General features: G+C 41.0%; 24 protein-coding genes. All 24 read left to right on the top strand.

Annotated elements, in window-relative coordinates:
- Positions 1-133: 133 nt before the first annotated feature.
- Complete coding sequence (locus DFQ00_RS12570) at positions 134-616, top strand: hypothetical protein (RefSeq protein WP_110896815.1); 483 nt, start codon at positions 134-136, stop codon at positions 614-616.
- Entirely contained in the window at positions 609-944 is a 336-nt protein-coding gene (locus DFQ00_RS12565) for a helix-turn-helix domain-containing protein (protein WP_110896814.1), read from the top strand. Before DFQ00_RS12570 ends, DFQ00_RS12565 begins: the two co-directional genes overlap by 8 nt.
- 107 nt (positions 945-1,051) lie before the next feature.
- Positions 1,052-1,231 carry a hypothetical protein gene (locus DFQ00_RS12560; RefSeq protein WP_167433692.1) on the top strand — a complete coding sequence of 60 codons (180 nt, stop codon included), beginning with the start codon at positions 1,052-1,054 and terminating at the stop codon, positions 1,229-1,231.
- Positions 1,232-1,245: 14 nt separating this feature from the next.
- Complete coding sequence (locus tag DFQ00_RS12555; RefSeq protein ID WP_110896812.1) at positions 1,246-2,157, top strand: hypothetical protein; 912 nt, start codon at positions 1,246-1,248, stop codon at positions 2,155-2,157.
- A complete protein-coding gene (locus DFQ00_RS12550) occupies positions 2,154-2,486 on the top strand; it encodes a hypothetical protein (protein ID WP_244213812.1) in 333 nt (110 codons plus the stop codon). Before DFQ00_RS12555 ends, DFQ00_RS12550 begins: the two co-directional genes overlap by 4 nt.
- 373 nt (positions 2,487-2,859) lie before the next feature.
- Positions 2,860-3,153 (top strand): hypothetical protein, encoded by a 294-nt coding sequence (locus DFQ00_RS29820; protein WP_244213811.1) that lies wholly within the window; start codon positions 2,860-2,862, stop codon positions 3,151-3,153.
- Positions 3,154-3,155: 2 nt separating this feature from the next.
- Positions 3,156-3,605 carry a single-stranded DNA-binding protein gene (gene ssb / locus DFQ00_RS12540; RefSeq protein ID WP_110896810.1) on the top strand — a complete coding sequence of 150 codons (450 nt, stop codon included), beginning with the start codon at positions 3,156-3,158 and terminating at the stop codon, positions 3,603-3,605.
- Between the two features lie 37 nt (positions 3,606-3,642).
- Positions 3,643-4,068, top strand: a complete 426-nt coding sequence (locus DFQ00_RS12535; protein ID WP_110896809.1) for a hypothetical protein — start codon at positions 3,643-3,645, stop codon at positions 4,066-4,068.
- Positions 4,065-4,742 carry a PD-(D/E)XK nuclease family protein gene (locus DFQ00_RS12530; RefSeq protein WP_110896808.1) on the top strand — a complete coding sequence of 226 codons (678 nt, stop codon included), beginning with the start codon at positions 4,065-4,067 and terminating at the stop codon, positions 4,740-4,742. Before DFQ00_RS12535 ends, DFQ00_RS12530 begins: the two co-directional genes overlap by 4 nt.
- Before the next feature lie 336 nt (positions 4,743-5,078).
- Complete coding sequence (locus tag DFQ00_RS12525; RefSeq protein ID WP_244213810.1) at positions 5,079-5,438, top strand: hypothetical protein; 360 nt, start codon at positions 5,079-5,081, stop codon at positions 5,436-5,438.
- 108 nt (positions 5,439-5,546) lie between these two features.
- Complete coding sequence (locus DFQ00_RS12520; protein WP_110896806.1) at positions 5,547-6,035, top strand: JAB domain-containing protein; 489 nt, start codon at positions 5,547-5,549, stop codon at positions 6,033-6,035.
- Positions 6,035-6,172: a hypothetical protein gene (locus DFQ00_RS29160; protein ID WP_167433691.1), complete on the top strand. Its 138-nt coding sequence runs from the start codon at positions 6,035-6,037 to the stop codon at positions 6,170-6,172. Before DFQ00_RS12520 ends, DFQ00_RS29160 begins: the two co-directional genes overlap by 1 nt.
- A gap of 253 nt (positions 6,173-6,425) precedes the next feature.
- Positions 6,426-7,427 (top strand): hypothetical protein, encoded by a 1,002-nt coding sequence (locus DFQ00_RS12515; RefSeq protein ID WP_110896805.1) that lies wholly within the window; start codon positions 6,426-6,428, stop codon positions 7,425-7,427.
- 19 nt (positions 7,428-7,446) lie between these two features.
- The gene (locus tag DFQ00_RS12510; RefSeq protein WP_167433690.1) at positions 7,447-7,974 is read left to right on the top strand and encodes an SMI1/KNR4 family protein; all 528 of its coding nucleotides are present in this window, start codon (positions 7,447-7,449) and stop codon (positions 7,972-7,974) included.
- Positions 7,975-8,443: 469 nt separating this feature from the next.
- Positions 8,444-9,616 carry an RCC1 domain-containing protein gene (locus DFQ00_RS12505; protein WP_110896803.1) on the top strand — a complete coding sequence of 391 codons (1,173 nt, stop codon included), beginning with the start codon at positions 8,444-8,446 and terminating at the stop codon, positions 9,614-9,616.
- 591 nt (positions 9,617-10,207) lie between these two features.
- The gene (locus DFQ00_RS12500) at positions 10,208-10,648 is read left to right on the top strand and encodes a hypothetical protein (protein WP_110896802.1); all 441 of its coding nucleotides are present in this window, start codon (positions 10,208-10,210) and stop codon (positions 10,646-10,648) included.
- Positions 10,649-10,879: 231 nt separating this feature from the next.
- Positions 10,880-11,431 carry a hypothetical protein gene (locus DFQ00_RS12495; RefSeq protein WP_110896801.1) on the top strand — a complete coding sequence of 184 codons (552 nt, stop codon included), beginning with the start codon at positions 10,880-10,882 and terminating at the stop codon, positions 11,429-11,431.
- A gap of 80 nt (positions 11,432-11,511) precedes the next feature.
- A complete protein-coding gene (locus tag DFQ00_RS12490) occupies positions 11,512-12,408 on the top strand; it encodes a DUF6744 family protein (RefSeq protein ID WP_110896800.1) in 897 nt (298 codons plus the stop codon).
- 94 nt (positions 12,409-12,502) lie between these two features.
- Positions 12,503-13,597, top strand: coding sequence for an AAA family ATPase (locus tag DFQ00_RS12485; protein WP_110896799.1), 1,095 nt, complete (start codon positions 12,503-12,505; stop codon positions 13,595-13,597).
- A gap of 171 nt (positions 13,598-13,768) precedes the next feature.
- Positions 13,769-14,968, top strand: coding sequence for a VWA domain-containing protein (locus tag DFQ00_RS12480; protein ID WP_244213823.1), 1,200 nt, complete (start codon positions 13,769-13,771; stop codon positions 14,966-14,968).
- Positions 14,969-15,434: 466 nt separating this feature from the next.
- On the top strand, positions 15,435-16,826 hold the full coding sequence (ltrA, locus tag DFQ00_RS12470) for a group II intron reverse transcriptase/maturase (RefSeq protein WP_110896797.1): 1,392 nt from the start codon (positions 15,435-15,437) through the stop codon (positions 16,824-16,826).
- 602 nt (positions 16,827-17,428) lie between these two features.
- Complete coding sequence (locus tag DFQ00_RS12465; protein ID WP_110896796.1) at positions 17,429-18,922, top strand: RCC1 domain-containing protein; 1,494 nt, start codon at positions 17,429-17,431, stop codon at positions 18,920-18,922.
- Between the two features lie 66 nt (positions 18,923-18,988).
- On the top strand, positions 18,989-25,192 hold the full coding sequence (locus tag DFQ00_RS12460) for an RHS repeat-associated core domain-containing protein (RefSeq protein WP_110896795.1): 6,204 nt from the start codon (positions 18,989-18,991) through the stop codon (positions 25,190-25,192).
- A gap of 12 nt (positions 25,193-25,204) precedes the next feature.
- Positions 25,205-25,460 (top strand): hypothetical protein (locus DFQ00_RS29155; protein ID WP_208643779.1); only part of this gene is annotated, 256 nt, incomplete at its 3' end.

Raw genomic sequence — 25,460 nt, 5'->3', positions numbered from 1 at the left:
AAAAGGAATGAAGAGTACCGAAAGGCTCTTGGAAAAGCATTGTTACTGAGTTTTAAAAGCCGATTTTTGCATGGATTCGTCCGTGCGGAGATCGGCTTTTTTGCGTTTTAATTAAAATTGAGAGGATGGTATAATGGAGACAGTTATTTGGTTCTTGAAGGATGAAGAAGGGAAAGCTCAGGTAAAGCTTTGCTTGCAGGAATTGATTCAAAGAGCAAAGGCTGATCCCCTTTTCATTCAACTGGTTGAGCTTATTTTTCAAGCCCTTGAGTTTGTGGAAAAAAGGGGAATGATTCATTCCATGACTGAATTTTTTACAACTTCCCTTGAAGGTAACTCGTTATATAGTATCCGAGTCATCAAAGAGCTAAGAGATCATCCACCACTACTTGAGTTTCGTGTGAACTGGAGAGGTGCTGGAGCGTTTCGAGCGATATGTTTTGAATATTCGTTAGAAGATGTTCAAATACTGGTGTTTACTCAAGCTATGGTAAAAGCCAGGACTTACTCTGAAGAATTTGAACAATTCATAAAAAAGTCAGAAGAACAGTATATTGCGTTTATGAAATCTCCAGAGAAACACATTTTTTCACAAGGGGATGAGATGGATGAATAAATACAGTCATTTAAAAAGGGATTTTGAACAGCTAAAAGCTGAGGTTAGAGAACTTCCAGGAGCTACAGAGTATCTGGATGGTCCTGAAGTTGCTGTCGGACAGATGATTCTAGCAAGACAACTGGAATTGGGTTACACACAGCAACAACTCGCTGATCTTGCAGATGTTCCATTAGAAGACATTAAAGTTATTCAAGCTGGACTTGTACATTCGAATTTCGGATGTAATATACAGCCTGATTCGTTGTCTAAAGTGTTTAAAGCCTTGAAGATCATTGGAGTGCAGCCGATTATAGATGAGCAAGCTGCAACCTCAATGCTGGGTTAGTTCAAAGTAGAATATGTTGATTTAAAAACCGATTTTTGCATGAGTTATTTCATGTGAAGCTCGGTTTTTTTGCATTTTATAAAACCTTTGAAAGGACGATGAATCTTATGTTGAAACCTGATACTAATGTTGCTTTAAATGTTCAAGCCACTTTGGAGGAAGCACTCTCGCTCTTGGATGATGTAATCGCGGAAGCACCTGAAGCGTTAAAACATGAGGTGACAACGATCTGGAGCAATTTGGATAAGCTCGTTCAAAAGACGTTTGTAGATCCCAAATTAAAATAAGGAGCTGAGCAACGATGGCTGAAGTTATGGATTTGTCGATTATGGAAAAGGTCGTAATTCAAGGTGATTTATCATCACTCAAACCAGAGGAACGGTTTGTGTACTACACCAAGGTTTGTGAGAGTGTGGGACTTAATCCCCTGACAAAACCATTCGATTATTTGAAACTGGATGGGAAGCTTGTGCTGTATGCGAAGCGTGACGCTACAGACCAGCTTCGTAAAATACAAAATATAAGTATTACGATCACAAGCCGTGAAAAGGTGGGTGATGTCTACTGTGTGACCGCACGCGGAACAACTCAAGATGGCCGGACCGATGAATCCATTGGTGCTGTGTCACTGACCAAAGAAGAGAAGTTATGGGACGAGATGAGAAATCGAAAAGTGCCGACAGGCCGAATTCTCCCATTAACTGCAGATGAACTTGCCAACGCCATCATGAAGGCTGAAACGAAGGCAAAACGAAGAGTAACGTTATCTCTATCGGGCCTCGGCATGATGGATGAAAGCGAGATTGAAACCGTTCAAGATGCGGAGCGAATCGAAGTGGGAGAACCGGTTCAATCCACTCAGCAAAATAAAAGTAAACCTTCTTCGGGCAGCACTTCAAGTAAGCAATCTGGTTCTTCAGAGAAAAAAGGACAGAAGAATGCGACTTCGACCAAGCCTGCTACGCCAAGTTCAGGAGACTTGTATAGAATGCTGGATATGGGAACAGGAACTTCTCCAGGAGGCGTTACCTTCGCAAAATTAAGATTGGTTAATGTAGCAACGGGCGAAGAGTCTGTGGTGCTTGCCAATACGCCAGAGACGATTGAACAAATTAATGCACTATCAAATAATTCACAATTCAAAATTGAATTTGAAATGAACAATGGATTCAAGATGGTGAAATCAATTGCGATTGTAGGTGAAGCGGCATGACGAAAGTGAACGCTACGTTTACAGACGGAAACGCACTAATCTGTGTATTCCCATCCAGTCGAAACAATGGTGTTTATTTGGTCAAAGCTGAACCTCATTTCAATGATCTCATCATCACTCACGATTGCCCAGCTTGTCACTATGGACAGAAGGAATGTAAACATGTTCAGATGGCAGCCGATCTATATCGTCGTTGGCAATGGTGGGAACCAGAAAAAACGATTCACACAGTTACACGCAAAATTGTTCTTGCCCCGGATTGGGAGCAGATTCAGCTTCCACCCAGCCCAGAGGAAATGATACGAGCTGTGATTGATCATGCTTCCTGATATTGTGGGCATTGCTGAACAACATGGCCTGCAGATCAATCCTTACTCCAGATCAAGGGAAGAAGTGGCTTGTAAGTGTCCTTTCTGTCATGAGGATTCAAAGCCAGGGAAAAAGCGAAGATACTATCTTTCTCTCAATAGCAAAGACCAAGTGTTCAAATGCTGGTTTTGTAAAGAGAGTGGTGGTGTTTTTCGCTTTATTTCTCTTTTGGAAAATATCCCGGAGGAGAACGTAAAGCAACGATTCCGAAAACGGAGAATTGTTCATCCTGCCGAACGCCTCAGCCAAAATCAACGAAGGTTACTGAGAGAACATACAGGCGTAAGAGAACCAAACTGGAAGCAGATGAGGGAACGAGATTTCTCATATTATATGCGTTCCCTTGATTTGTTTTGGGACTCATGGAAAGAGTTTCTGATGAAGGAGCAGCGAGATGCCTATTTTCAATTAATTGTGGGGATCAAAACCTGTACGTATCAGAACTACATTGAAAAAATCAGACAACGAGAGCGAGAGATTGAGTCGCCTCTCCTTGAAAGTGTACTGCAAATCTACTCTTGTGCTTCACGTCCGAAGTGGACAGAGGTTGCTGAACGATTTGTGGACCAGTTTAAAACGAAACCTGTAAGTCCTGAACCTAAAAAGGCAGGCAGGGACGGAGGATAAAAATGCTGAATCGTGTAATTTTGATTGGTCGTCTGACTCGTGATCCTGAGTTACGATATACACCCGCAGGAGTAGCCGTGACACAATTTACTTTGGCAGTAGATAGACCTTTTACAAGCCAAGGTGGCGAACGAGAAGCGGATTTCATTCCTATTGTTACTTGGAGACAACTTGCTGAGGCTTGTGCAAACCATTTGAAAAAAGGGCATATGGCTGCAGTCGAAGGTCGAATTCAAGTACGAAACTATGAAAATAATGAAGGTAAACGTGTATACGTAACTGAAATCATTGCCGACAACGTTAGATTCCTCACTCCTCAGTCTGGTGGTTCTAATTCAAACGATTCAAGACTGGGGACAGGAAATCAACAGAATCGAAACAATGGAAACGGTCGTGGAACGAATACGGCAGGCGATGCATGGGGAATATCTGACGATGATTTACCATTCTAAAAACGACAAACACTCATTTGAAGAGGAGTGAATGAACATGGGATATACACATTACTGGTATCGAATAAGGGAGATCGAACTCGATGTGTATTTTAAAATTCTAACTGATTTTAAACGTCTGTTACCTGTACTTACAGAAGAAGGAGTGCGGCTTGCTGGATCAGGAGGGAAAGGAGATCCAGTTATAAACGATGAACATGTGCTCTTTAATGGTGTGGGTTCGGAAAGGTATGAAGACTTTGTATTCCCACGAGTACTACGCTTATGGGATGAACCAGATGAAAATGACCAATATTTTCAGTTTTGCAAAACAAGCGCATACCCATATGATCAGGCCGTCATTGCTTTCTTACTCATTGCCAAGCACCATTTGCAGCAGGATATTACTGTTCAGAATGATGTAGGAGCTGAAAAGCTGGAAGCTGCAAAGAAGCTGTGCCGAACAACCTTGGGACTTTCATGATTTTCTCATACTCACGACTTTCCCTGTATGAAACTTGCCCATTTCGCTTCTATATGAAGTATATCTTGGGTAAGCCTGAGCCGGTTACAAAACCACTTGCTTTAGGCAAAGCAGTGCATAAGGCGATTGAGCTAAAAATCAATGGTATGTCTGAAAATGAAGCGATCCTGGCAGCTATAATTGAAGCGGATTTTCATCCCGAAGTGACTTATGAAGAAGTTTTAAAGTTGCTTCAGCAAGCTCCTGATGTAAAGGGTCGGACGGAAATTCATTTTAACCTTCCGTTGGACTCTTCATCAGGAATCCAGCTCCAGGGGTATATTGATTTGCTTCAAGATGTTCATTTCTGGGACTGGAAGTCGAATTGGAAACCTTACCGAGTCCATGATACAAGGCAGCTTGCTTTGTACGCTTGGGCCATTATGAAAATGAGAGGTCTTCGTCAAGTCAAAGGCACATTGTTTTTTCTTCGGTTTCGGAAAGCAGAATCGTTTATTTACAACGAATCTGATGGAAACGAAGCTAGAGAATGGGCCATTCAGCTTGCGGAGCAGATTGAAATGAAGAAGTCATGTCTGGAATCATTCCCGGATATGGCTTCTTCGCTTTTTCAGCCTACACCGGGCAGTCACTGCAAACATTGCCCATTTGTTTTGGAATGTATAAAGCGTTGAGAAAATGAAATGTATTTTGGAGGGATGAAAAGGATGACGAAAGACGAAATCATTAAAGCTACCGAGTCAGGTGAATTCATTGTAGATCATAACTATTAATGTTTTGCTGATCTCAACGGGACAGAAGCTAGAAGGTATTTGGAAAGTAAGGGGTTTGAAGTTGTTCGGAACTTAGACACGGGTCGAATGGGATTGCAATAACAACCTGTGGCCTTTACCTTTCCACCAATGGCTACATCTATAAAAAGTTATAGGTTTGTTTAAAAAACGTATTTGTAGCGGAGAATTTTCGTATTCCGCATCACGAAAAAAATCAAAATTTGAGGAGTGTTATATATGACAAATACAATACATGAAAAATTAACAATAGAAGAAGCAATCCAGATCGCGTTAGAAATCGAACGAACCGAGGCTGCATTGAAACAGATGAAAGAACGTTTGAAGACTTATGTCGATGAACATGGAGCACTTCAAGCTGCGGATAAAGTTTGGGAGTACAGTAATACCAGAAGCTGGTCTTTTAAGCCTGATGGATTGCGTGAACTTGCCGTTGCGATCACAGCGGAAGGGAAAAATGCTTGGGATTACCTGAGTTTGTCCTCAACCGCGCTGAAAAAGCTTGGTTGGGAAGACGTCTCCTTGTCCGGGTACGGTACGCTAAAAGAGACTAAACGTTTTGCTTCTCGCAAAGTGTAGTTGTGACACGATAAACTAATTCAAAATAGCCTTTCGCCTGGCACTAAATGGCGGTGTTTAATTCCGACACCGCCATTGCGGGGTCGGGATAAACGGAAAGGGGAATATATGAAAAACTTCTCGGTAAACGAAACTCAATTGGCTTCTTTGCCTCGTCGAAGACGTGAACACGCTGAAAAGTTATTACAACTGATTGAACGAGTATTGCAAGAAGATGTTCCTAGTGAGATTAGAAGGCCTGAAGATGTGTATCAGCTCGTAGCTGCTGAGATGTCATCCCTTCCTAATGAGCATTTTGTTGCAATCATGCTGAATGTTAAGAATCGTGTTATTTCCAAGGAAACGATAGGGATTGGGACATTGAATGGAGCTATAGTGCACCCTAGAGAATTATTTAGAAGAGCAATTTTAAAGAATGCTGCTTCTATTATCTGTGTGCATAACCATCCTTCAGGTGATCCAACTCCGAGTCAAGAAGATATCAAGGTCACTAAACGGTTATTCGATGCTGGTGAAATTGTTGATATCAATGTACTGGATCATATTATCGTTGGTGTTGAAGGATTTGTATCCCTGAAGCAACTGGGGATGATGTGATGTCGGCAAAGGAGCAGTATCTTAAACAGCTTTTAAGTAAAACAACAAAGGAGCGCTGGATTGCTAATTTGATGCTTAGTGCTTCTTCTGAAGTCTTGAAGAGTGTTACATTGCGTCAATTAAAACAGATGAAGTGAATAGGAAGTGTTGTACAAAGCCCCAGTTGCTTAAACTGGGGCTTTTTTTAGTTTTGAATTTTTTAAAGTGTTCGTTGTGTCAAGGTTCTTTCAGATAAATTTGTATGTAAAAATTGACTTATTTACTATTCCTGAGTATGTTGATAGAATCTAATTATAGTAAATAATTCCAATGTTTACAGAGAGGAGGGTGGATAGGTTTTTAAATAGGAGTTATTTATAAAAATCATCTAACAAGGAGGATTCGATCGAAATGAAGTTTAAACATTGGATACTATCTTTAGTTTATGTTTTAATACTTAGCCTTTCTCTACAAACAACACTTTGGGCTACCTCTCCTGAATCAAATGTGAGTGAAGATCAAGGTCAAGTAGTACAAATTGGTAATGAGGATCTTTTTTCTGAATTTGATTCTAGTAAGATTTTTGAATTGTATAATGATGTTGAAATTCTTGATAAAGAAACGTTATATTATTCTATTGATATTGACAATGCTAGTTCTCAGCTTATTTATTCAACTAAAGAACCAGAAGTTTATGATATTAAGGATATTATTCCACAAATTAAAAATGAATACAGTATTCAAAATAACAAACTTACGTATCGGATGGATATGTTTTACTTGGTAGCTGATATAGCTATAGATAAACCTAAATTTGTGTCCGCAGGTGCAGTAACAAATGTAAGCGGTTCCGGTACAAAACCCAAAAATTATACTGTTTCACTTAAAAATACAATCAGTAATACGCGATCTGGTGTCTATAGTAATGATAAAGAAAAAAATGTTACAGTGAAATTGAAAGAAGAATTTGTATTGGAGAGCCCAATATCGATCACAAAATATTGGAAAGGTGTAACTGTAGCAAAGGCCAACTTTGATGGGAGTTTAGTGATAACAGCAGCATCAGCATCGAGTGATGTGATGCTTTTGAATAAAAAAGGCATAAAATACCCTAGTGACTACAAAGACAGACAATCTGGTATTGTTATGTGGGAGCCACCTGCTAATCTTACTGCTAATGCAAGAACCCCTGGTTCGAAATACAGAGAAAATTTTATTGAATACTATGAAAGAAATTGGGGCGCACCAACTTATTTTAAGTGGACTGATGTACAAATCCATCATATGCGTCCTGTAAAATATAATGGTCAGGATTCCGTGTCTAATTTAATCCCGTTGTGGAAACCTGGATCAAGTGAAAAAAATGGTATAAAAAATCACACTGAATTAAATAATTGGTGGCGAAATTATTGATAATTTGGAGGGCAGAATTTTGGAAACTGATATCATACAGATTATACAACTTCTAAGAAAAAATGCTTCCTCAGAGAATCCGTTTCAAAGTCTAATTCCTGGGAGTGAAAGTCAACTTCTTGAGTGCGAATGGAATAAGGGAGCGGATTCGGAAGAGATAAGTAAACTATATGAGAAAAACGATTGGTTATTCCCTGAGGATTATAAGATATTTCTTCGAGAACATAATGGGGGAATATTATTTCAACATGCTCATTATGGTGGAGGGACAGAATTGTTAAGTCTTGAGAAGATTAATATTATTTCAGGTGAATATGATAACATTCCAAAACATTGTTATCCAATCGCATGGACCGATCATATAATTGGTGCAATTTGTATTGATTCAGTTAAATTAAAAAATGGTGAAGATTCGTATTTATTTTTTCTTGATGCAATGGAGAACATGGAGAATGCGGTGTGGATACCTCTTGATTTTACGGAATGGCTACATCGTTTAGTGCTATGTCAGGGTCAGGAGTTCTGGAACTGGAACTGGAAAATCTGATGATTCAGTTAGTTAAAGATAAAAAGGTCGCTCTTTAAAGAGTGATCTTTTTATCTGGGAGTTTTTTTTATTAGGAAATAGCGGAAGATTGGGAGACGTACCCAGTTCATATAGCTTAATACGAAGACGAGGTTTCTGAGTTGTTTTACATTATGCCAGAAGAATATGTCAATGATAAGAAAAAATAAGATTGCTTTACTACAGAAGTTGTCAAAACGTAAGAACAATTTAAGTATCAAAACGAAGTTTTGTTAAATAATAAATATTTTTAACAGGCATATAAAACAATAGTTATCTTCCTTTAAGTTTATTAATATCAAATAAATCAATTGTTTTAAAACTATATCTTAAAGTCAAGATGGAGAAACATAATTATTATAATATTGTATAAAGGTATTGAAATTACTAAATATTGGTTTTATTATATAAATGATGAATAAATTTAAAATTATAGAAAGGTGTGAGTTTCATGTTAAGAAAGAGATTTTTACTAAGTGTACTGTCACTAGTGACAATTGTTGGATTAAGTTCGGGAATAGCTAACGCTGCCCCTAATTCAAGTTATGATAATCTTCTTACAGCAGCCAACTATAACACTTATCTTGTTATGAAAGATGGTTCTTCTTTTTATGCAGTTGGACAAGGTGGAAGACTAGGAGTGAGTGCTGGAAATTATTCTGCTATTCCTTTAAAGGTTGATATATCTGATATATCCATGATAGATGGTGGTATGGGGACACACTCAGTTTTAGTAAAAAATGATGGGACACTATGGTCTTGGGGATATATAGCATATGGAGAAGGGGGCACAGGTAAAAGGCAAGAGAATTTGAAAGTACCAACTAAAAGTCCTCTAATAGATAACGTTAAAGAGGCAAGAGCAGCAGATGGTTTTACTATAGTTTTGAAAAATGATGGAACTGTGTGGTCGTATGGGAGGAATTCATACGGGCAACTAGGAATCGGAACTAAAGGAGAACCGATTGGTGTACCTACTAAAATTCAGGGATTGAGTCGTATTGTAGCGATTGATTCAAATGAACGTACTAGCGCTGCATTAGATGAGGATAATGTTTTGTGGGTTTGGGGACAAGGAGCAACTGGTTCTCTAGGACAGAATAGTGATGAAGATCAACCCTCACCAGTACCATATCCAATTGAAGATGTAAAAAGCTTTTCGGTTGGGCCGGAAAGATTATATGTTATAACTCATAGTGGTGAAGTTTATGGTTCAGGAAGAAACACACAAGGTCAACTCGGAGATGGTACAAAAATTAAGAGAAGCTATCCCGTATCTATTGATATCACCAATGTTGAACAAATAAGTGTAGGTAGCAATGCTACTTTGGCTCTGAAAAAGGACGGATCAGTGTGGGCTTGGGGAGTAAATAACAGTGGACAAGTAGGTAACGGAACCACAAACTTCTCTTATAATACTCCAGTTCAAGTCTTAGATAATTCCTATTCTCCACTAACTGATGTTGTTGCCATCGTAGCAAGAAGCAATCATTCACATGCTTTGAAAACAGATGGTTCTTTATGGTCTTGGGGTAGCAATGATAATGGAAAACTAGGCATTGATAAAAAAATTCAAAAGCAAATAGTTGCAACTAAATCGGATTTCCCGAATGCTTTTGATTAATCTTCCATAGATCGATCTCTGTTTTTGAAAATATATAAATATCCCAAATATCTATTAAAGGAAAACAAGGGGGATAACCGCTAGCTTAATATCCTTTAAAATAGCGATTGAATTTTAATCAATGATTAGTTATCTAACTCCACATATGAAAATAGTTAAAAGTTCTAAATCGAATATTTTTCTAATAGGACTGTACTAATTCGTATACGAATGATACAATGGATGTGTAATTTATTCCTTAGTCCTAAACTCCCATTCGCTGGAGACAAGGGTAATGCCCTACGCTATGATTCTGCACTTCACAGAGTTGATAACAGCAGGGTAACTTGTATCGAAAGAACAAGTTTAGTACACTACCTCAACCTACACCTTCGTGCTGATGACAGTTATGAAGAGAGGAAAAATGTAGGACAAAAGGCAAAGGCCAATGAAGTTCCACAGCTCCCTTTTGCTGGAGACAAGGAATGAAGAGTACCGAAAGGCTCTTGGAAAAGCATTGTTACTGAGTTTTAAAAGCCGATTTTTGCATGGATTCGTCCGTGCGGAGATCGGCTTTTTTGCGTTTCATTAAAAATTGAGAGGATGGTTAAGATGTTAAATCTGTTCAGAGGTAAAAATGCGAAAAGTGCGATTCATACAGCTGTAGGTGGGTTCCTTCATGAAGAGAAAAAGCGTCATAGAAATGCCGTGGACTTCCTTCAAATGATGGCCGGAGTAACTGTTTATGTCGCTGAAGAAGTATGGGGAACCACTGAGTCAGAAATGAAAATTAGTGATACTGTCCGTTTTGATATGGAAACTCAAAGTTTCTTCTACAAAACGGACGGAAATGAGATTAACGTGCAGGCTCTTAAAGGACAACCTTTTTGGCAAAGCGTGCAGCAAGTAATGGTCTTTGGGCAAGACTTGCTGGATGACATTAAAGAACGGGAAGAAGGCCGCAAGCAGTTGGTATCTAATATTGCTGACCTGACACAACAAATGAATGAGAGTTCAATCGTTATGTCGAGAGTGAAAATGTTTCGTGTATAGTTTGAACAATACAGAAAGCCGATTTCATGCATGTACTCTCATGCGAAGAAATCGGCTTTTCAATTTAATAAGGAGAGTGATATGAAGTGAGAAATAATTGGAGAGTTTGTCCAGAGCGGGTATCTTATTCAATTGAACGTGTTTTTGATAACTACATGTTAGGCAGGATGAGTCGTTTGGAATATTGCCAGCGTGTAGGATATCTGTTGCAGACAAGGGAGGTAAGGTAGGATGAAAACAGTGAAATTTACATATGACCCGCTGGCACTTGTACGGATTGTCCTTCAGCGGCATGTTGAAGAGAATATTCAAGGGAAGTTTTATAAAGCAAAGCAATTTGCATGTTATGAATACTTGTCTAAACTGTCGGATGAATCTTTGGAAAACTTGCTCAGGGAGTACACTAAACGACACAATCTTGAGTTCATTACGTTGGAAAATTGGAAGCAAGATGGTGAACTCATCTTCGAAATTATTTTTGAACAAGAAAATTACAAGCAGTTGGAAATTGACTTTAAGAAAAGAGGATTTGGAGCTACCGGTCTTGGTATACTTGATGTCGGGAATAACATTTTCTACGATTGTGGATTTGTCCAGCACTGGAGTACGATTCAACATATCGTGGAAAAGTCTTATCCGAGATATGCTAAAGCATTAGAAAAAATGTACATTTACGAAAGACTTGAAGAGTTTGATGGGGTTACTCGTGAGGAGTTGGAGCACTTTATTACAACCAACTTTGAACTTTATGGTGGAAGTAAGCCAGCCAAAGAATATCTCTAAGCAAGCATATAATGTCGATCCGAACACTTGAGCAACTTTCAAGTGTTCTTCTTTATTCAAAAAACGAGGAGGTTATTTCATTGAACTCAATTTTAAAAGATGCTGTTGTGGTTCCGGCTGGTCAAGGAGATGCAATTGGATTCTTAACCTGGAACTCGTTATCTAATATGCTAATCACCCCTGACGACTTGAAACAAAAACTCATTGATTCAGGGCTGGGAGAAGGGTGGATGCCGAACGCAATCCGTCTACCAGATGCTTTTAGAAGAGCGACCAGTGAAAAGTTTAAACGGGAGATGTCGCCAGGTGTGTATGAAAACTACATGTTTAGAGAGGTAGCATCGACGAGCGCTTTCGTTCAGCGTAATTTGGTTTGCGAAACAGTCGATACCAAAGGGAGAAGGTTGAACTACATCCCGGATGTAGGATCGCTAGTACTGGATCGGAAAACGGAGAAGGTAGATGCCAGTTACGTCTCTTCCATGGCGCAGCAACTCGTTAGTAATGCTGCCCTACAATTTGATATCTTCCGAAACAACTATGGGTCTACGACATTGCGAACTGTGATTACGAATGCTTTAAAGAGTATGTCACCAACCCCAGTAAGACCATCTGGAGGTGTCTATTTTGTTCCGGCACAATTTGATGGGAACTTGGATGCACTGATCCGCTTTATTGTTTCTCTTGAAAAAGGGGAAGCAGAGAAGGTTCCTGTCATGAACACGTTGGATATGAAAAACATGGTGACTCGTAAATTGATGGATCATCTCCGTTCAACGCTGGCTGCTTGTGAGAACGGGGTTGAGAATCAGCTCAAGAAGAATGATCTAAAAGCTATTCTTGAAGATGCGAAAAATGTGGTGAGCAACTTTAAAGACTACGAAAGTATTGTTACAGGGAATTTGCAAGAAATGGAGGCTTATGTTGCGCTCATCCGTAAGAGAGTTGCGGAAGCTTTGGCAAATATGGCCGACTGATTTTCACATATTCTTGATGAAACGGAGCTGACCCTATTCCTATTTAGGTTCAGCTCTTTTTGATTTCTAAAACTAAGATATGGAGGAATTAAATATGAAAATTAAAAAAATTCAAAATGCGTTGTCACAACAATATGCAGAACGTGAAGAAGTTATTGAAGGGCTTATGGTAGCCATGATTGCTCGTCAACATGCCTTGTTGATAGGACCTCCCGGAACAGGAAAGAGCGCAATGGTAAGTGATCTGACCAAACGAATTACAGGAGCGAATTATTTTCAATGGCTGCTGACACGCTTCAGTACACCAGAGGAGCTATTTGGACCTGTATCCTTAAAGGAATTGGAGCAGGGTGTGTACAAGCGGAACACGTCTGGCAAATTACCAATGGCACATACATCCTTTCTCGATGAGATTTTTAAGGCGAATAGTGCCATTTTGAATGCACTTTTGACACTCATCAATGAACGGATATTTTACAATGATGGCGCGCCAGCACAAGTTCCGCTCATGTCACTCATAGGCAGCTCGAATGAGTACCCTGAAGAGGGGGAAGGATTGGAGGCATTGTTTGACCGATTTCTACTAAGGTTTGAGGTGAACTATATCGGAGAGGATCAGTCTTTTGTATCTATGTTGAAAGGATCTCTACCAGTTCCTGCGGAAATGAATATTGAAGAACTGTTTCAACTTCAATTTTTTAGTGACACCGTAGTGATTCCTGATGAGGTTTTTGATGCTTTGAGCAAAATCAGGAGAGAACTGATGGATGAAGGGATTCGTCCGTCAGATCGACGTTTTAAGCAGACTCTCTCTGTGATCCGCGCGAAGGCCGTACTTGCTGGCAGAGATAAAGCGACCTTGGAAGACCTCATGATTCTCAAGAACAGTTTGTGGGAAAAACCCGAACAACAGGATAAAGTTATGAAAATTGTAAGGAACTATGCTCAGGATGCGGTCAAGACACGTATTCAAGAAATTGAAGCCGAAACAGCAGAGATCATGAAAACTTTGGATCAGTCCAGTAATTCTACGGATATCGCTGTTGAAAGTACGAAGAAACTGAAATCGTTGGTCAATGAACTGAAAAAACTTCAAAAAGACAATCCAAGTAGACAAGAAATTGAGAGCGCAATTGCAACTGTCCAAGGCTCACTGAGTGGTATTGCATCACAAGTGTTAGGAGTTTAGCAGATGAATGAACCTATGAAATCTGTTTTAAACACAGATGCCTATGATCGCAGACGATTTGGACAGTTAATGGAAATGTCAGACAAGCTGAAGAAGATCGGAAAAGAGGGGAAGAATATCTTCCCCTTGATCCAGCCTTTGATGAGTGATCTATGGGCCGGATTGTTTAAAATGAAGCCAGAGCTGCTTGATGATGTTCCTGAAGAACTTGGTATGAACCGTCAGCTCATGGAAAGAATCATGACCGATCAAGGATATCTGGATTTTCGTGAATTTACTCGCCTGGATGATCTGGCGGCAGCCATTGGAACAACGAAGTACAGTGAGACCGTTCTTAGATGGGTGAAAGAGCAGGCCAAGCAAGATCAAGACTTGGGAGAAGCTTTGCAGAAGCTCATCCAAGGGGATCAGAAAGCTTCTCAGCAAGCTACAAATGCTTTGTCCGCAGCACTTAATCAGAACGGATCTCAATTATCTCAAATGCTCGCTCAGGCTGCTGATGAAGTGGTAGAGACTAAAGAAAATGTGAAATCTATTTTAGGCGGATTACAGGCCGGAAGTGGTGACAGTGAGCTGAAGAAGGTTCCTTTAAAAGAGCAATTATTTCTTGCTGAAAAGTTGAGTCATAATAAGAATTTGAAGGAAATCGCAAAATGGGCAGGGCGAATGAAGGTTATTGCGAATCGTAAACAGCGTTCTAAACATAAGGATGCGCTTGATCGGAATGGAATCCGGCAAGGAAGTGACATCGAGCAACTGCTGCCGATGGAGCTAGGCAGTTACGCCAGCCCCATTAGCAAAATGGATTTCTTACGCCGATATGCGGAAGGACAAACCCTTCAGTATGATACGAAGGGAAAAGAACATCTAGGTAAAGGACCCATCATCCTGTGTCTCGATCAATCCGGGAGTATGAAGGGTCAGGATACGATTTCCAAGGGATTTGCTTTAGCTCTCATGAGCATTGCCCGGAAACAGAGAAGGGATTTTGCGTGGATTCCGTTTTCCTCACATGCATCTGATGCTATCATCTATGAACGAGGGAAAATTGAAGTACAGGATATGATTCAGCTTGCAACTGTTTTTCTTGATGGAGGTACGAATTTTGTACAACCCTTAAATAAAGCAAGTGAGGTCATTAAACAAAGTCGATTTAATCAAGCAGATATCATTTTTGTTACTGATGGAGAAGCGCATGTAAATCAAGATTTTTTAAAAGCATGGAGTAGCTTGAAGGAACAAAAAGGATTTTCTGTCTTATCCTTGTTATTAGGGAAAGAATCCATCCATGGAGTAGACGGATTTTCTGATCGAATAGTTCGAGCCTCTTCGTTTGAGGATCAATCTATACAGCAGGCTTTTGATATATGACCAAAGAACAGAACGTACTCGTTACGTTCTGTTCTTTTTTTATAGTGCGCCCGGCATGGGCGATAACTTGGCGGTGAAAGTCCGCTACAGGCTTGGCAGTAGGAACTGTTAGCCAAGGGCAAGGGTGTCCGTCGCGAGGCGGAATCTGAAGGAAGCCGGAGGCAAACCCTCGGTCTGACGAACAGAAATCACATACAAGGCATGCTGGAACGGACGAGCTTGCTATACAAAGCGAAGTCCAATACTGCCCGAATTCCAAGATGTAAATGTGGCAGATGGATGAGGGGAAGGTTATCGTTCTTACCCGGGGAGGTCTCACTGACGTGAAGTAGGAAAAAAAATCCGAAAGACGGAGTAAAGCTTGTGGTGAGAAGTCAGCAGAGGTCATAGTACCGGAAGTTTTTTTTTTCGGGAAGGACTGAACAATCGTAAGTCTTGAGTACAGACTGAAAGGAGAGTCGATGCGATGAAAGCAGAATACCGAAAGGGCTGCCGGCAAAGAGATGGCGTGGAACGCGAAGGGTATGCCGGAGCGCGGAGTATCGAAACTCAGGAAAGTAGAGAAAGAGACGGTGCAAAAGACCTGATGGAACGCATCCTGAACAGAGACAATCTGAACCGGGCGTATAAACAGGTCAAACGCAACCAAGGAGCGCCGGGAATCGACGGAATGACCGTGGAGGCAGCGTTGCCGTGGTTGCGTGAAAACAGAGAAGAGTTGCTGTACAGCATTCGGGAAGGCAGCTACAAGCCAAGCCCGGTACGGCGCAAGGAAATCCCCAAACCAGATGGAATTGGCGTGCGAAAGCTGGGCATCCCGACCGTGATCGATCGAGTGATTCAACAAGCGATCGCGCAGCAGTTGCAACCGTTGTTCGAACCGATGTTCTCGGACGGAAGCTACGGCTACCGTCCGGGACGAAGTGCGCAGCAAGCCATTCGAAAAGTCAAAGCCTATGCGGAGCAAGGCTACGGACATGCAGTCGAAATCGACCTGTCGAAATACTTCGACACGCTCAACCATGAGCTTCTTTTGAACGTACTGCGAAAGCGAATACGAGACAAACGTGTCATCGATCTGATCAAGAAGTACCTGAAAAGCGGCGTTATGGAGAATGGCGTCCGTCGGAGGAGCGAAAAAGGATCGCCCCAAGGAGGGCCGCTGTCGCCGCTCTTGGCGAACATTTATCTGAACGAATATGACCAGGAGATGGAAAAACGGGGTGTGACGGTGATCCGCTATGCGGATGACATCGTTGTTCTCGCGAAAAGCAGAAGAGCAGCCCTGCGATTGCTGGTATCCAGCCGAGCGTATCTGGAGCAAAAGCTCAAGCTGCAAATGAATACGCAGAAAAGCAAGGTGGTCAGCGTGGTGGCGCAGAAGCATTTCAAATTCCTTGGATTCGCGCTCGGCAAGAACGGGAAGGGGGTGTACATCCGTGCACACCGTGAATCCCTGGCCAAGGCCAAGCGGAAGCTAAAGGAGCTAACGAGTCGAAGTCAAGGCAAGAAGGCGCGGCAGGTGATGGAGAAGGTGAAAGTCTATATCCGTGGCTGGATCGGCTATTTCTACGTAGCGGACATGAAGCGAATCCTGCAAAATTGGAATGAATGGTTACGAAGACGAATGCGGATGTACATCTGGAAGCAGTGGAAGAAGTCACGAACGAAGGTACAGAACCTGCAAAAGCTGGGCGTACCGGAGTGGCAAGCGTACCAATGGGGGAACACGCGGCAAGGTTACTGGCGAATAGCCGGAAGCGCAGTGCTGAATCGCTCTGTAACCAACGAAAGGCTCGCACAGGCAGGGTATTATGACTTCCCTGCCCAATACGAGCGCTTACGTCAAAGCACTTAAACGATTGAACCGCCGTATACCGAACGGTACGTACGGTGGTGTGAGAGGTCGGCTACTCAACTAATGCGTAGCCTCCTACTCGATTTAATTCTAGTTACATTCCAACGTTATTATATAGAAAATTCTATTGCCAGCAATTCAAAAGGTATTCGTTTTAGTGAGGTGTTGAGAATTTGGAATGAGACACCGTATCTATCCAAAAGAAGATTTTTGCTCACAAGTCAAAAATAATAGGAATAGTAACTATTTACGAATCCTTTTAAAGGGAGGGCTTGCTCGTGTCTTGGCAATATGGGTTGTGAAAATATTAATAACAAACCCACACTCATATAATAAAAGATTGCACAAAATACAATAATGCACTTTAGATTAAGGCTAATGGAAAATGTTCGACAAAAAAAGATGTTTTACGACAAAAAAAGCCTATATCATAAAATTAAAAAATCGATGATAATAGGAAAGCTGTTTACAAGTCACATAAACTACATATTTAGAAAGGATGGGCAATTAATTATATCTAAACGCTAGGAAAGAGTACAAGAAGGGTCTTATGTGATTCGTAAAACAAGCACAAAAAGTGAGTTTTTAAAGGGGAACATGCAATGAAGATGAAAAATATGTCGATTTTCTTTCTTATCGTTACACTAATGTCAGGTTTGTATACGAATGAAAACGTGGAAGCGGCACAAAAAGAAAAATTAAACGAAATCAATAAGATTTCATTAGGAACCCAGCATCTCCTTGTACGAGGTAGGGATGGATCAGTATGGTCTGGGGGCACGAATGCTATGACGTTTCCGGGATTGGTTTCCGAACAATTCGGAGTTCTACCAACGGCAACGAAAGTAGTGGACGTTTCAGCTGGAAACTTTCAAACGCTAGCTTTGACGTCTAATGGTACATTATTATCTTGGCCAGGTACTGAAGACCGTGCAATTCCTGACCAAATTACTTCAGTAAAAAATATCGTCGCTATCGCAGCAGGATCTAGGTTTAACACAATACTGCGTGGTGACGGTACAGTCTGGACTTGGGGTTCTAATACTTTAGGAGAACTGGGTTTAGGTGATAACGAGACACGTATGGTTCCAACTCAGGTACCTAACTTATCTAACGTTGTTGAAATAGCTGCAAGCTATCAAACTGCATATGCATTAAAAAGCGATGGATCAGTGTGGGGATGGGGAGCAAACAACACATATCAACTAGGAAATGGATCTACGAATAGTGCATCACAACCCGTTAGATTGAATATCCCTGTCAAGGTGAAACATATCTATCAAAAAGCTGGTTATGGTGCGGCGGTTGATATTGATGATGAAGTGTGGACATGGGGAAGTAATAGTCTTGGACAACTTGGGGATGGAACACAAAACAATAAAATTATACCTTCAAAAGTGGCTGGCCTCCAAGGAATAAAGCAATTAGCACTAGGTAATAGCCATATGTTGGCTTTAAAAGAAAATGGGTCAGTAATCGCTTGGGGATCCAACACTAGAGGTTCATTGGGTGATGGAACAACAATGAATAGCTTCGTACCTGTTGTTGTAAAGGGTTTAGAAGATATTAACTCTATTTCAGCAGGTGCAAATTCCAGCGCTGCCATCAGTAATACCTCTAAGATTTTTATTTGGGGTATGGATTTAACAAATAAAGGGGTAAACGTAATCACACCTATAAGATTGTTTGTTGATGATTATTCTTTAGAAGTACCTCGGGAACTTAAAATGAAAGCTACGAATAGCAAGACTGTTACTTTGACATGGTCAACTCTCATTAAGCAGGATGACGACATTGATGGCTTTAATGTTTATTGCAACGACATTTTAATCGGAAACACGAAAGAAAGAAAGTATGTCATTGAGAATATAGACTCTGCTCAAGAAAATCGGTTTTATGTAACTACCAAGGGGAAGTTTGGAAATGAATCCGATCCAAGTAATATTGTGGTGAAGAAGAAACAACAAAAATATGTTTATACCTACAATTCTTCAGGACAATTGCTGAGTATACAATACGAGTCAGGTAAAAAAATCATTTACGAATATGATAAAAACGGTAACTTAAAAAAGATTATTATTACAAATCCATATTAAGCCTAGAAATGAATAATTTTTTTAATGAATTAAACTAGTAGATCATTGGAACGGAGAGAACTTTACTTGAAGAATAATATTTGTAGAAAATACGTATCCATCGCTTTAATTATTGCTATCATCACAGGCCTATTTGGAAACGTTGTGCCTACAGTTACATATGCAGAAGAGTTAGGGAAACAAAATGCTTCCTCGGAAAAAGACCTTTCTCCATCAGAAATTATTCCTCTGATTGCAGAACAGTTTGATAGGACGGAAGACTTTATCCAGGACTACCTAAATCAGGGCTATACCTTAAATGAAGTGATTACTGCATTATATAAAGCTAGAGACGAACAGATTGGATTTGACGAAGCTTTACAGTCTGTACGCCCACAGGAAGTTAATGAATCCGCTACGGTCACGAGTGATGTTTATACGGATTCCGCTGTAGCTGAAGAAACACCGATTACGGGTGTGGAAGCTGACCAATCCAGCATTATGCAGCGGTATGAAACGTTCGCGGTGGAAGAGGAACTGACTACCCCGCCAAATACAGACCTTGAGAAAGAGAAAGAGGAGAAAGAAGAGGGAGACAAGTCAACTGAGGGCGAGGAAAAAGATCCAGACGTCCCTAGTGACCAGTCGGAAGGTGAAAAAGAGCCTGAAGAAACAGCACCACCGACAGAAACTACAAATGATGATAAAGCCCCACCTCAAACGAATCAGGATTTAGGTCCAGAACCAACAGCACCTTCAAGCGAAAACACTTCTACCCTTGAAGGAAAGCCGGCTGCTGAGTCCAAGGAAACACCCTCATCACAAGGAAGTGTAGAAAGCACATCTCCTACGTCGATATCAGAAAACATATCCAAACCTGTGTCTAAAAAGGGAGTGGTTAAGGAGAGCAATGACGCTTCACTTACGAATAAAAAGCAATCGGATTCATCATCACCATCGAAGCAAAAGTCAAAATCAGAAGTAAAACCACTTGCAGGACAAACGAGTATCCCAGATCCAGGGAAACATATTGCAGAAAAAGCACCTGTTTATAGTAAAAAGTCGTTTAACGAGGCACCTTATACCGTGGGTGAAAACGGAGAAACCATTTCGACCTTGAGTGGTGGTCTTATGTTGGAGCATGTCGATGCGTCTTTACCTGGACGTGCAGGAATGTCCTTTTCATTGGAAAGGCAATACAACTCGAATTCAGCCCAGTTTTATGATCCGGCCGTGGGAACGAATACATATGAGTATCCGGTCTACAATTATTTTCTTACGTATCAGGCAGTGAAGAAAAAAATCATTACCAAATATTATGTCAAATACAAACTCAATAAGTGGGTTCAAGAAGATTATAATGGTGATGGAATAAAAGATAATGACTCTTACATTGTGGAAACCCCAACTATCTTACAAGGTATCTATACTACTGAAGCCGAGGCTCGGAAAGCAGCTAGTACTCAAATTTTACTATGGAATCCAGCCGAAAGCCGAACAGAGCAACAAACTCGTAGTGGAACTCTGAGCAGTCTTCCTTCCAGTATAAGTTATAGTCAAGGCGGATTTAGTGGCACTTTAAACAAATCAGGTACTGTTCAAGTCATTTCTGGACAATATCAGCCAGCTCGTACAATCACTGCTCCAACGCAAACTTGTACTAATTCTATTGCTGGAAAATATGACTCTAAAGGGAACTGGATACAGACCAATGCAGGGACTCCATGTCCGGAAACGAAAACAGTGACTGTAGAGGGGAAGACAATTACGCTTACCCGTACTTCGGTGACAGCTACGAAAGCTTGTCCTTCTCCGAACAAGTCAGCCACGGCTAATTCTATTTGTACCAAATCGTGGGAAGCACGCTATGATGGATCAGTGTCTATTCCAGAGTCAGACACCCGAGTATACTCCCAAAGTTATTCCGGCAATGTTGTTAAGCCTGGGCAATATTCTTCTGAACGGTATGATTCTTGGACTAAAGCATCTCCTTACACTTACCGTTACGCTTATTCCGTGCGAGAGCAGCCATGGGTTGAACAGGAAACAACAGAAGGACCGGCTGAAACCATTACTTTATTCACAGATGGCACACCAAATTGGTCTGGGGTAAACGATGATAAAAATTATGTGAATAGCAATCCTGGCTTAGATATTTCTTCTTCAATGGATAGTAGTTACAAATACTATATAGCTTCTAGTCCATCAGCGGAGATACGAGCTTATCAAGTAGGTAGTAACTTTGATGTCACCTACTACAACAAAACGCTTCCTGCCGCAGCGGACAAACGTGCACCATTGGGTAAAGGCTGGTCTTGGAAACTGCCTTTCACTGAAACGGAGAATGGCAAGTCGTATATGAACATGGCAGATGGTGGCCGCTATGAAATTGCAGGAAATACGCTTAAAGGGTATGACTGGGAAGGAATTACAGTAAATCCAGATACTTCGGTAACGGTAAATGGGGAAAGCTCATCATTAGTCATGACTGCTGCAGATGGCTTAACCAAGCAATATTTTTCTGCGGATGGACGCCTACTCCAGATTTCTGATGGGCAGAAAAATGATGTTCAATTTTTCTATGAAAATAACTCGGTATATAACAGCAAATTGTTAACCCAAGTGAAGGATGCTATAGGTAATACAATTCGTATCAGCTATAGTTCTTCAGCTGTAACGATCGTGCAAGGAAACCGCACAGTCACGTATAACAAACAGACGAAAAATGGCATAGAACTACTCGATTCGGTCATCGATCCGCTGGGACGAAAAACAACGTATTCTTATAAACTGGCTGATGCCAAGTTTAACCTGCCTGGATTCAGCCCGGAACGTGCGGCACTTAATCCGTACGCTTTGCTGACATCTGTACAACATAACACGGGTGCCAAAACGTTCTATGAATATGAGAATGGAACAGTTAAGCGTTACATTGGTGAAGATTCGTTCAATGATGCCTATCGTGTACTTTCTCGTAAAGATCAGATTACGTATGAAAATGGATCAACAGAGGATTTCAATCGTCAGACTTACAGCTACACTTCAGATATAGGAGCATCATTTTCACAGGATACAACTTTTGCTGTCTTGGTGAGTAATGGATTAACCAACACACAATATAAGTACCGTAAAGATTTTATTAACAATGATACACCAGCCCAGTTCTATCTGGATGGGAGTGTAGTAAGTGCAGAGGGTAAAACTCAAACAACAACGAATACCTATGGTAAAACCGTTAAAGGGCGTAGTTATGTTGCACCAACACCAACTGTCACCACGGTAACGGATAACCAAACCAAGGACGTCTTAACAACTACGGTACAGTTGGATGACTACGGTAATATTACTTCGGTAACGGATGAAACTGGACGCACCACCACCAGTACGTATGATGATACCAGACACTGGTTAACGAGTGTTACCGACATGGTGGATGTAACCAACAAGAAATATACGGCTCTTACACGGGATAACCTGGGTAACATTAAGCAAATTGTGAACCGTAAAGACAGTGCCAGTGGTGAACTGTTGACACAGGCAGATTACACCTATGATTCTTATGGTAACTTGTTAACTCAACGGATATCGGATGGCAAAGAGGAACGAAATGCGACACTCGAATATGATGGTCGTTATCAGAACGCATTTCCAACTCGTCTAAGTACGTTAGTGACTGATGTGGACGGTCAAACAACACCTGTAAGTACATCGGCGGAATATGATATGTCCACAGGTGATTTAATTTCATCCACGGACGCAGAGCAGCGCACTACTAAATATCGCTTGGATGCGATTGGTCGTACTGTCGAAGTAACGCAAACGGACGGAACGACGCTTCGTGCAGATTACGATGATATAAACAATACAATCAAAGTGACAGATGAGCTTGGTCAACAGCGAATAAACAAATGGAATTCACTTGGTCAGGCGATAGAGAATGGTTATTTCTCAGGGAACAGCTATATCGTGTCTCAACGTACTGGATATGATCCATACAGCCGGGTGTCTTGGACAGACGACGCACTGGGAAACCGTACTCGTAATCTATATGATAACTGGAGTCGTATAGTAATGACTACTGGAGCAGATGGTACGTCCACAGCCATGAAATATGATGACGTGACTCGCACAGCGACAAGTACCGATGCGGAAGGCTATATCCAGATTGTAACCCACGACAAGTGGGGCAAAGGTATCAAAACAGAAGAGAAAACACAATTGGAACAGGTAGTACGTACACTGGAGAAAACTAAATATGACAACATCAGCGGCAATACGTTGGAGCAAACAGACGGCAACGGCAACATCACTGCTTTCAATTACGATGTGATGGGGCTACTTCGCCAAGTGACTAGCCCTAACGGCGAACAGACACAATACAGCTATGATTTGACAGGTAACTTGATCAAGACAATTGATCCAGCGGGTAACATCAAAGAAAATATTTATGATCAGCTTAATCGCCGGATTCAGACGAAGGACAAGTCAGGTAATAGCACGAAGAGCTACTATACACCTGGCGGCAATCTGACAAAATATGTGGATCGCAATGGTAATACTTTCACATATGAGTATGACTTACGAGGTAACTTGATCCGTAAAGCGAGTTCCGACGAAACGATTAGCTTTGCTGTTGATGCTGTGGGTAAACGTACGAGCATGACAGACCGTACAGGTACGACGGGCTACCAATACGATCAAGCAACGGAACAATTGACACGACTGACCTATCCAGATGGACTTGCAATCGAGTTCACCTATGATTTAAACGGTAACCGAACTGCGATGAAAGGGCCATTCTCCAACACGGTTTACTACACGTATGATACGATGAATCGAATGGTATCTGTGGGTACGTTGAAGGATATACCGGATTCACAGTACGCGTATTATCTCAATGGATTGCTCAAATCGTCACAGGCTCAAAATGGTGTGAATGATCGTAAAACGTATATCGGTCTGGATTTGGTTGGTCTGGAGCAAGTGCGAGATCAAGTTACGCTTGGTTTGTACAATTATAGTTATGATAACAATAAAAATATAACGAAGCGTGTACAGCAGGGTGTACAGGATGACTTTACGTATGATCAGCTTAATCGCATAGTCACGGCTAGTGGAAATAATGAGCAGTACAACTATGATAAACAAGGTAACCGCTTGACGATGCAGTCGGACAAGGAAGTTAACGCGGTTAACACCGAGTATCACTACGATACCCAAGATCGTTTGACTCAAGTCACCACAGATACAGCAACGGTCGGATATCAGTACAATGGTGACAATCTGCTGGTTGAGCGTACTGAAAATGGTTTAACCACGCGTTACTACTATGATGATGGAGCTCAGATCATTGCAGAAGCCGAAGTGCGAAACGGCACGCCGGAATTCAAAGCCAACTATATTCGCGGAACTAAACTGGAAGCAATTGTTTATGCCGATGCTAGTAAGGCGTATGTACAAACGAACGGACACGGAGATATTACCGAGTTGAGGGATACCAATGGTGCGTTGTTAAACAAATATCAGTATGATGTCTGGGGCAATCTGGAGTCGAAAGAAGAAAAGGTCCATAATCCGTTCTTGTACTCTGGTGAATTATGGGATGATACTACTCATTTGCAGTATTTACGGGCGCGATGGTATGATCCAAATACGGGAAGGTTTAATAATGAGGACACCTTTGAGGGTGAGCTATACGATCCACTGAGTTTGAACTTGTATGCGTATGTGAAGAACAATCCACTAATTTATGTTGATCCGAGTGGTCATAGAGAAGAAATGAGTCCAGGTGGCGGTGGAGGAGGGGTTTCTCCGGTAAGCCGAATAACTTATAGTACACCTAAAACTACAAGATCATCAAGTAATTTAAAACTCGTAAAGCCACCGTCTGTTGACTCGCTTAAAGCTGAAGTAAGATCAATACAAGCTTCCAAAGTAAGTCAAACAGTAAAATCCACTACGGCTAATTCTAAGATTGTATATCCCAGTAAGCCCCATACTAATAAAACACCTGGTCACTGGGAGGCAATGACCGACAAAGCTACAAAATTAGCTCAAAGTAAGGATGTAGTTAAGGTATATCTTAATAAAGGCATGGGGAATGAGATAAAGGGCATCAGCCCGAATAGAAGACCTGATATAATGTCGGTTAGAAGAGATGGTAAAATAGATCAATATGAGGTTCCTAGTAAAACTGATAGAGTCTCTGATTTAATAAAACGGATGCAGGATAATCAAAGACTTATGGGGAATAGAGCAGGGGACATCTATATTTTGCCACCAAAAAAATAACGGAGGTAGTACATGGGGGAAAGATTAACAACTTCGATAGTTCTATACGGACAAATTGAACCAAATGATATCAAACAGTGGAATGATTTTTATCTTTTTTCAAAAGAGATCATTACGAGTTTAAATTTTAAGCCTAATTATATCGGAATTTCGGGTGATTCATTCCAAGATAGTAAGCTTAGGACTTTGGTTCGTACTGAAAAAAAACTATTAAAATCTTTCGAAAAAGAAGAATATATTGAAGCTCTTGAAGTATATGCATTACCGC

It is taken from the genome of Paenibacillus barcinonensis, from assembly GCF_003217495.1.
Taxonomy (GTDB): domain Bacteria; phylum Bacillota; class Bacilli; order Paenibacillales; family Paenibacillaceae; genus Paenibacillus; species Paenibacillus barcinonensis.
This window is presented reverse-complemented; position numbering and strand designations above follow the sequence as displayed.

Coding starts and splice junctions, on each gene's coding strand:
- DFQ00_RS12570 (WP_110896815.1), top strand. CDS start 134: ATGGAGACAGTTATTTGGTTCTTGAAGGATGAAGAAGGGAAAGCTCAG.
- DFQ00_RS12565 (WP_110896814.1), top strand. CDS start 609: ATGAATAAATACAGTCATTTAAAAAGGGATTTTGAACAGCTAAAAGCT.
- DFQ00_RS12560 (WP_167433692.1), top strand. CDS start 1,052: ATGTTGAAACCTGATACTAATGTTGCTTTAAATGTTCAAGCCACTTTG.
- DFQ00_RS12555 (WP_110896812.1), top strand. CDS start 1,246: ATGGCTGAAGTTATGGATTTGTCGATTATGGAAAAGGTCGTAATTCAA.
- DFQ00_RS12550 (WP_244213812.1), top strand. CDS start 2,154: ATGACGAAAGTGAACGCTACGTTTACAGACGGAAACGCACTAATCTGT.
- DFQ00_RS29820 (WP_244213811.1), top strand. CDS start 2,860: ATGCGTTCCCTTGATTTGTTTTGGGACTCATGGAAAGAGTTTCTGATG.
- ssb (WP_110896810.1), top strand. CDS start 3,156: ATGCTGAATCGTGTAATTTTGATTGGTCGTCTGACTCGTGATCCTGAG.
- DFQ00_RS12535 (WP_110896809.1), top strand. CDS start 3,643: ATGGGATATACACATTACTGGTATCGAATAAGGGAGATCGAACTCGAT.
- DFQ00_RS12530 (WP_110896808.1), top strand. CDS start 4,065: ATGATTTTCTCATACTCACGACTTTCCCTGTATGAAACTTGCCCATTT.
- DFQ00_RS12525 (WP_244213810.1), top strand. CDS start 5,079: ATGACAAATACAATACATGAAAAATTAACAATAGAAGAAGCAATCCAG.
- DFQ00_RS12520 (WP_110896806.1), top strand. CDS start 5,547: ATGAAAAACTTCTCGGTAAACGAAACTCAATTGGCTTCTTTGCCTCGT.
- DFQ00_RS29160 (WP_167433691.1), top strand. CDS start 6,035: ATGTCGGCAAAGGAGCAGTATCTTAAACAGCTTTTAAGTAAAACAACA.
- DFQ00_RS12515 (WP_110896805.1), top strand. CDS start 6,426: ATGAAGTTTAAACATTGGATACTATCTTTAGTTTATGTTTTAATACTT.
- DFQ00_RS12505 (WP_110896803.1), top strand. CDS start 8,444: ATGTTAAGAAAGAGATTTTTACTAAGTGTACTGTCACTAGTGACAATT.
- DFQ00_RS12500 (WP_110896802.1), top strand. CDS start 10,208: ATGTTAAATCTGTTCAGAGGTAAAAATGCGAAAAGTGCGATTCATACA.
- DFQ00_RS12495 (WP_110896801.1), top strand. CDS start 10,880: ATGAAAACAGTGAAATTTACATATGACCCGCTGGCACTTGTACGGATT.
- DFQ00_RS12485 (WP_110896799.1), top strand. CDS start 12,503: ATGAAAATTAAAAAAATTCAAAATGCGTTGTCACAACAATATGCAGAA.
- DFQ00_RS12480 (WP_244213823.1), top strand. CDS start 13,769: ATGAAGCCAGAGCTGCTTGATGATGTTCCTGAAGAACTTGGTATGAAC.
- ltrA (WP_110896797.1), top strand. CDS start 15,435: ATGAAAGCAGAATACCGAAAGGGCTGCCGGCAAAGAGATGGCGTGGAA.
- DFQ00_RS12465 (WP_110896796.1), top strand. CDS start 17,429: ATGAAGATGAAAAATATGTCGATTTTCTTTCTTATCGTTACACTAATG.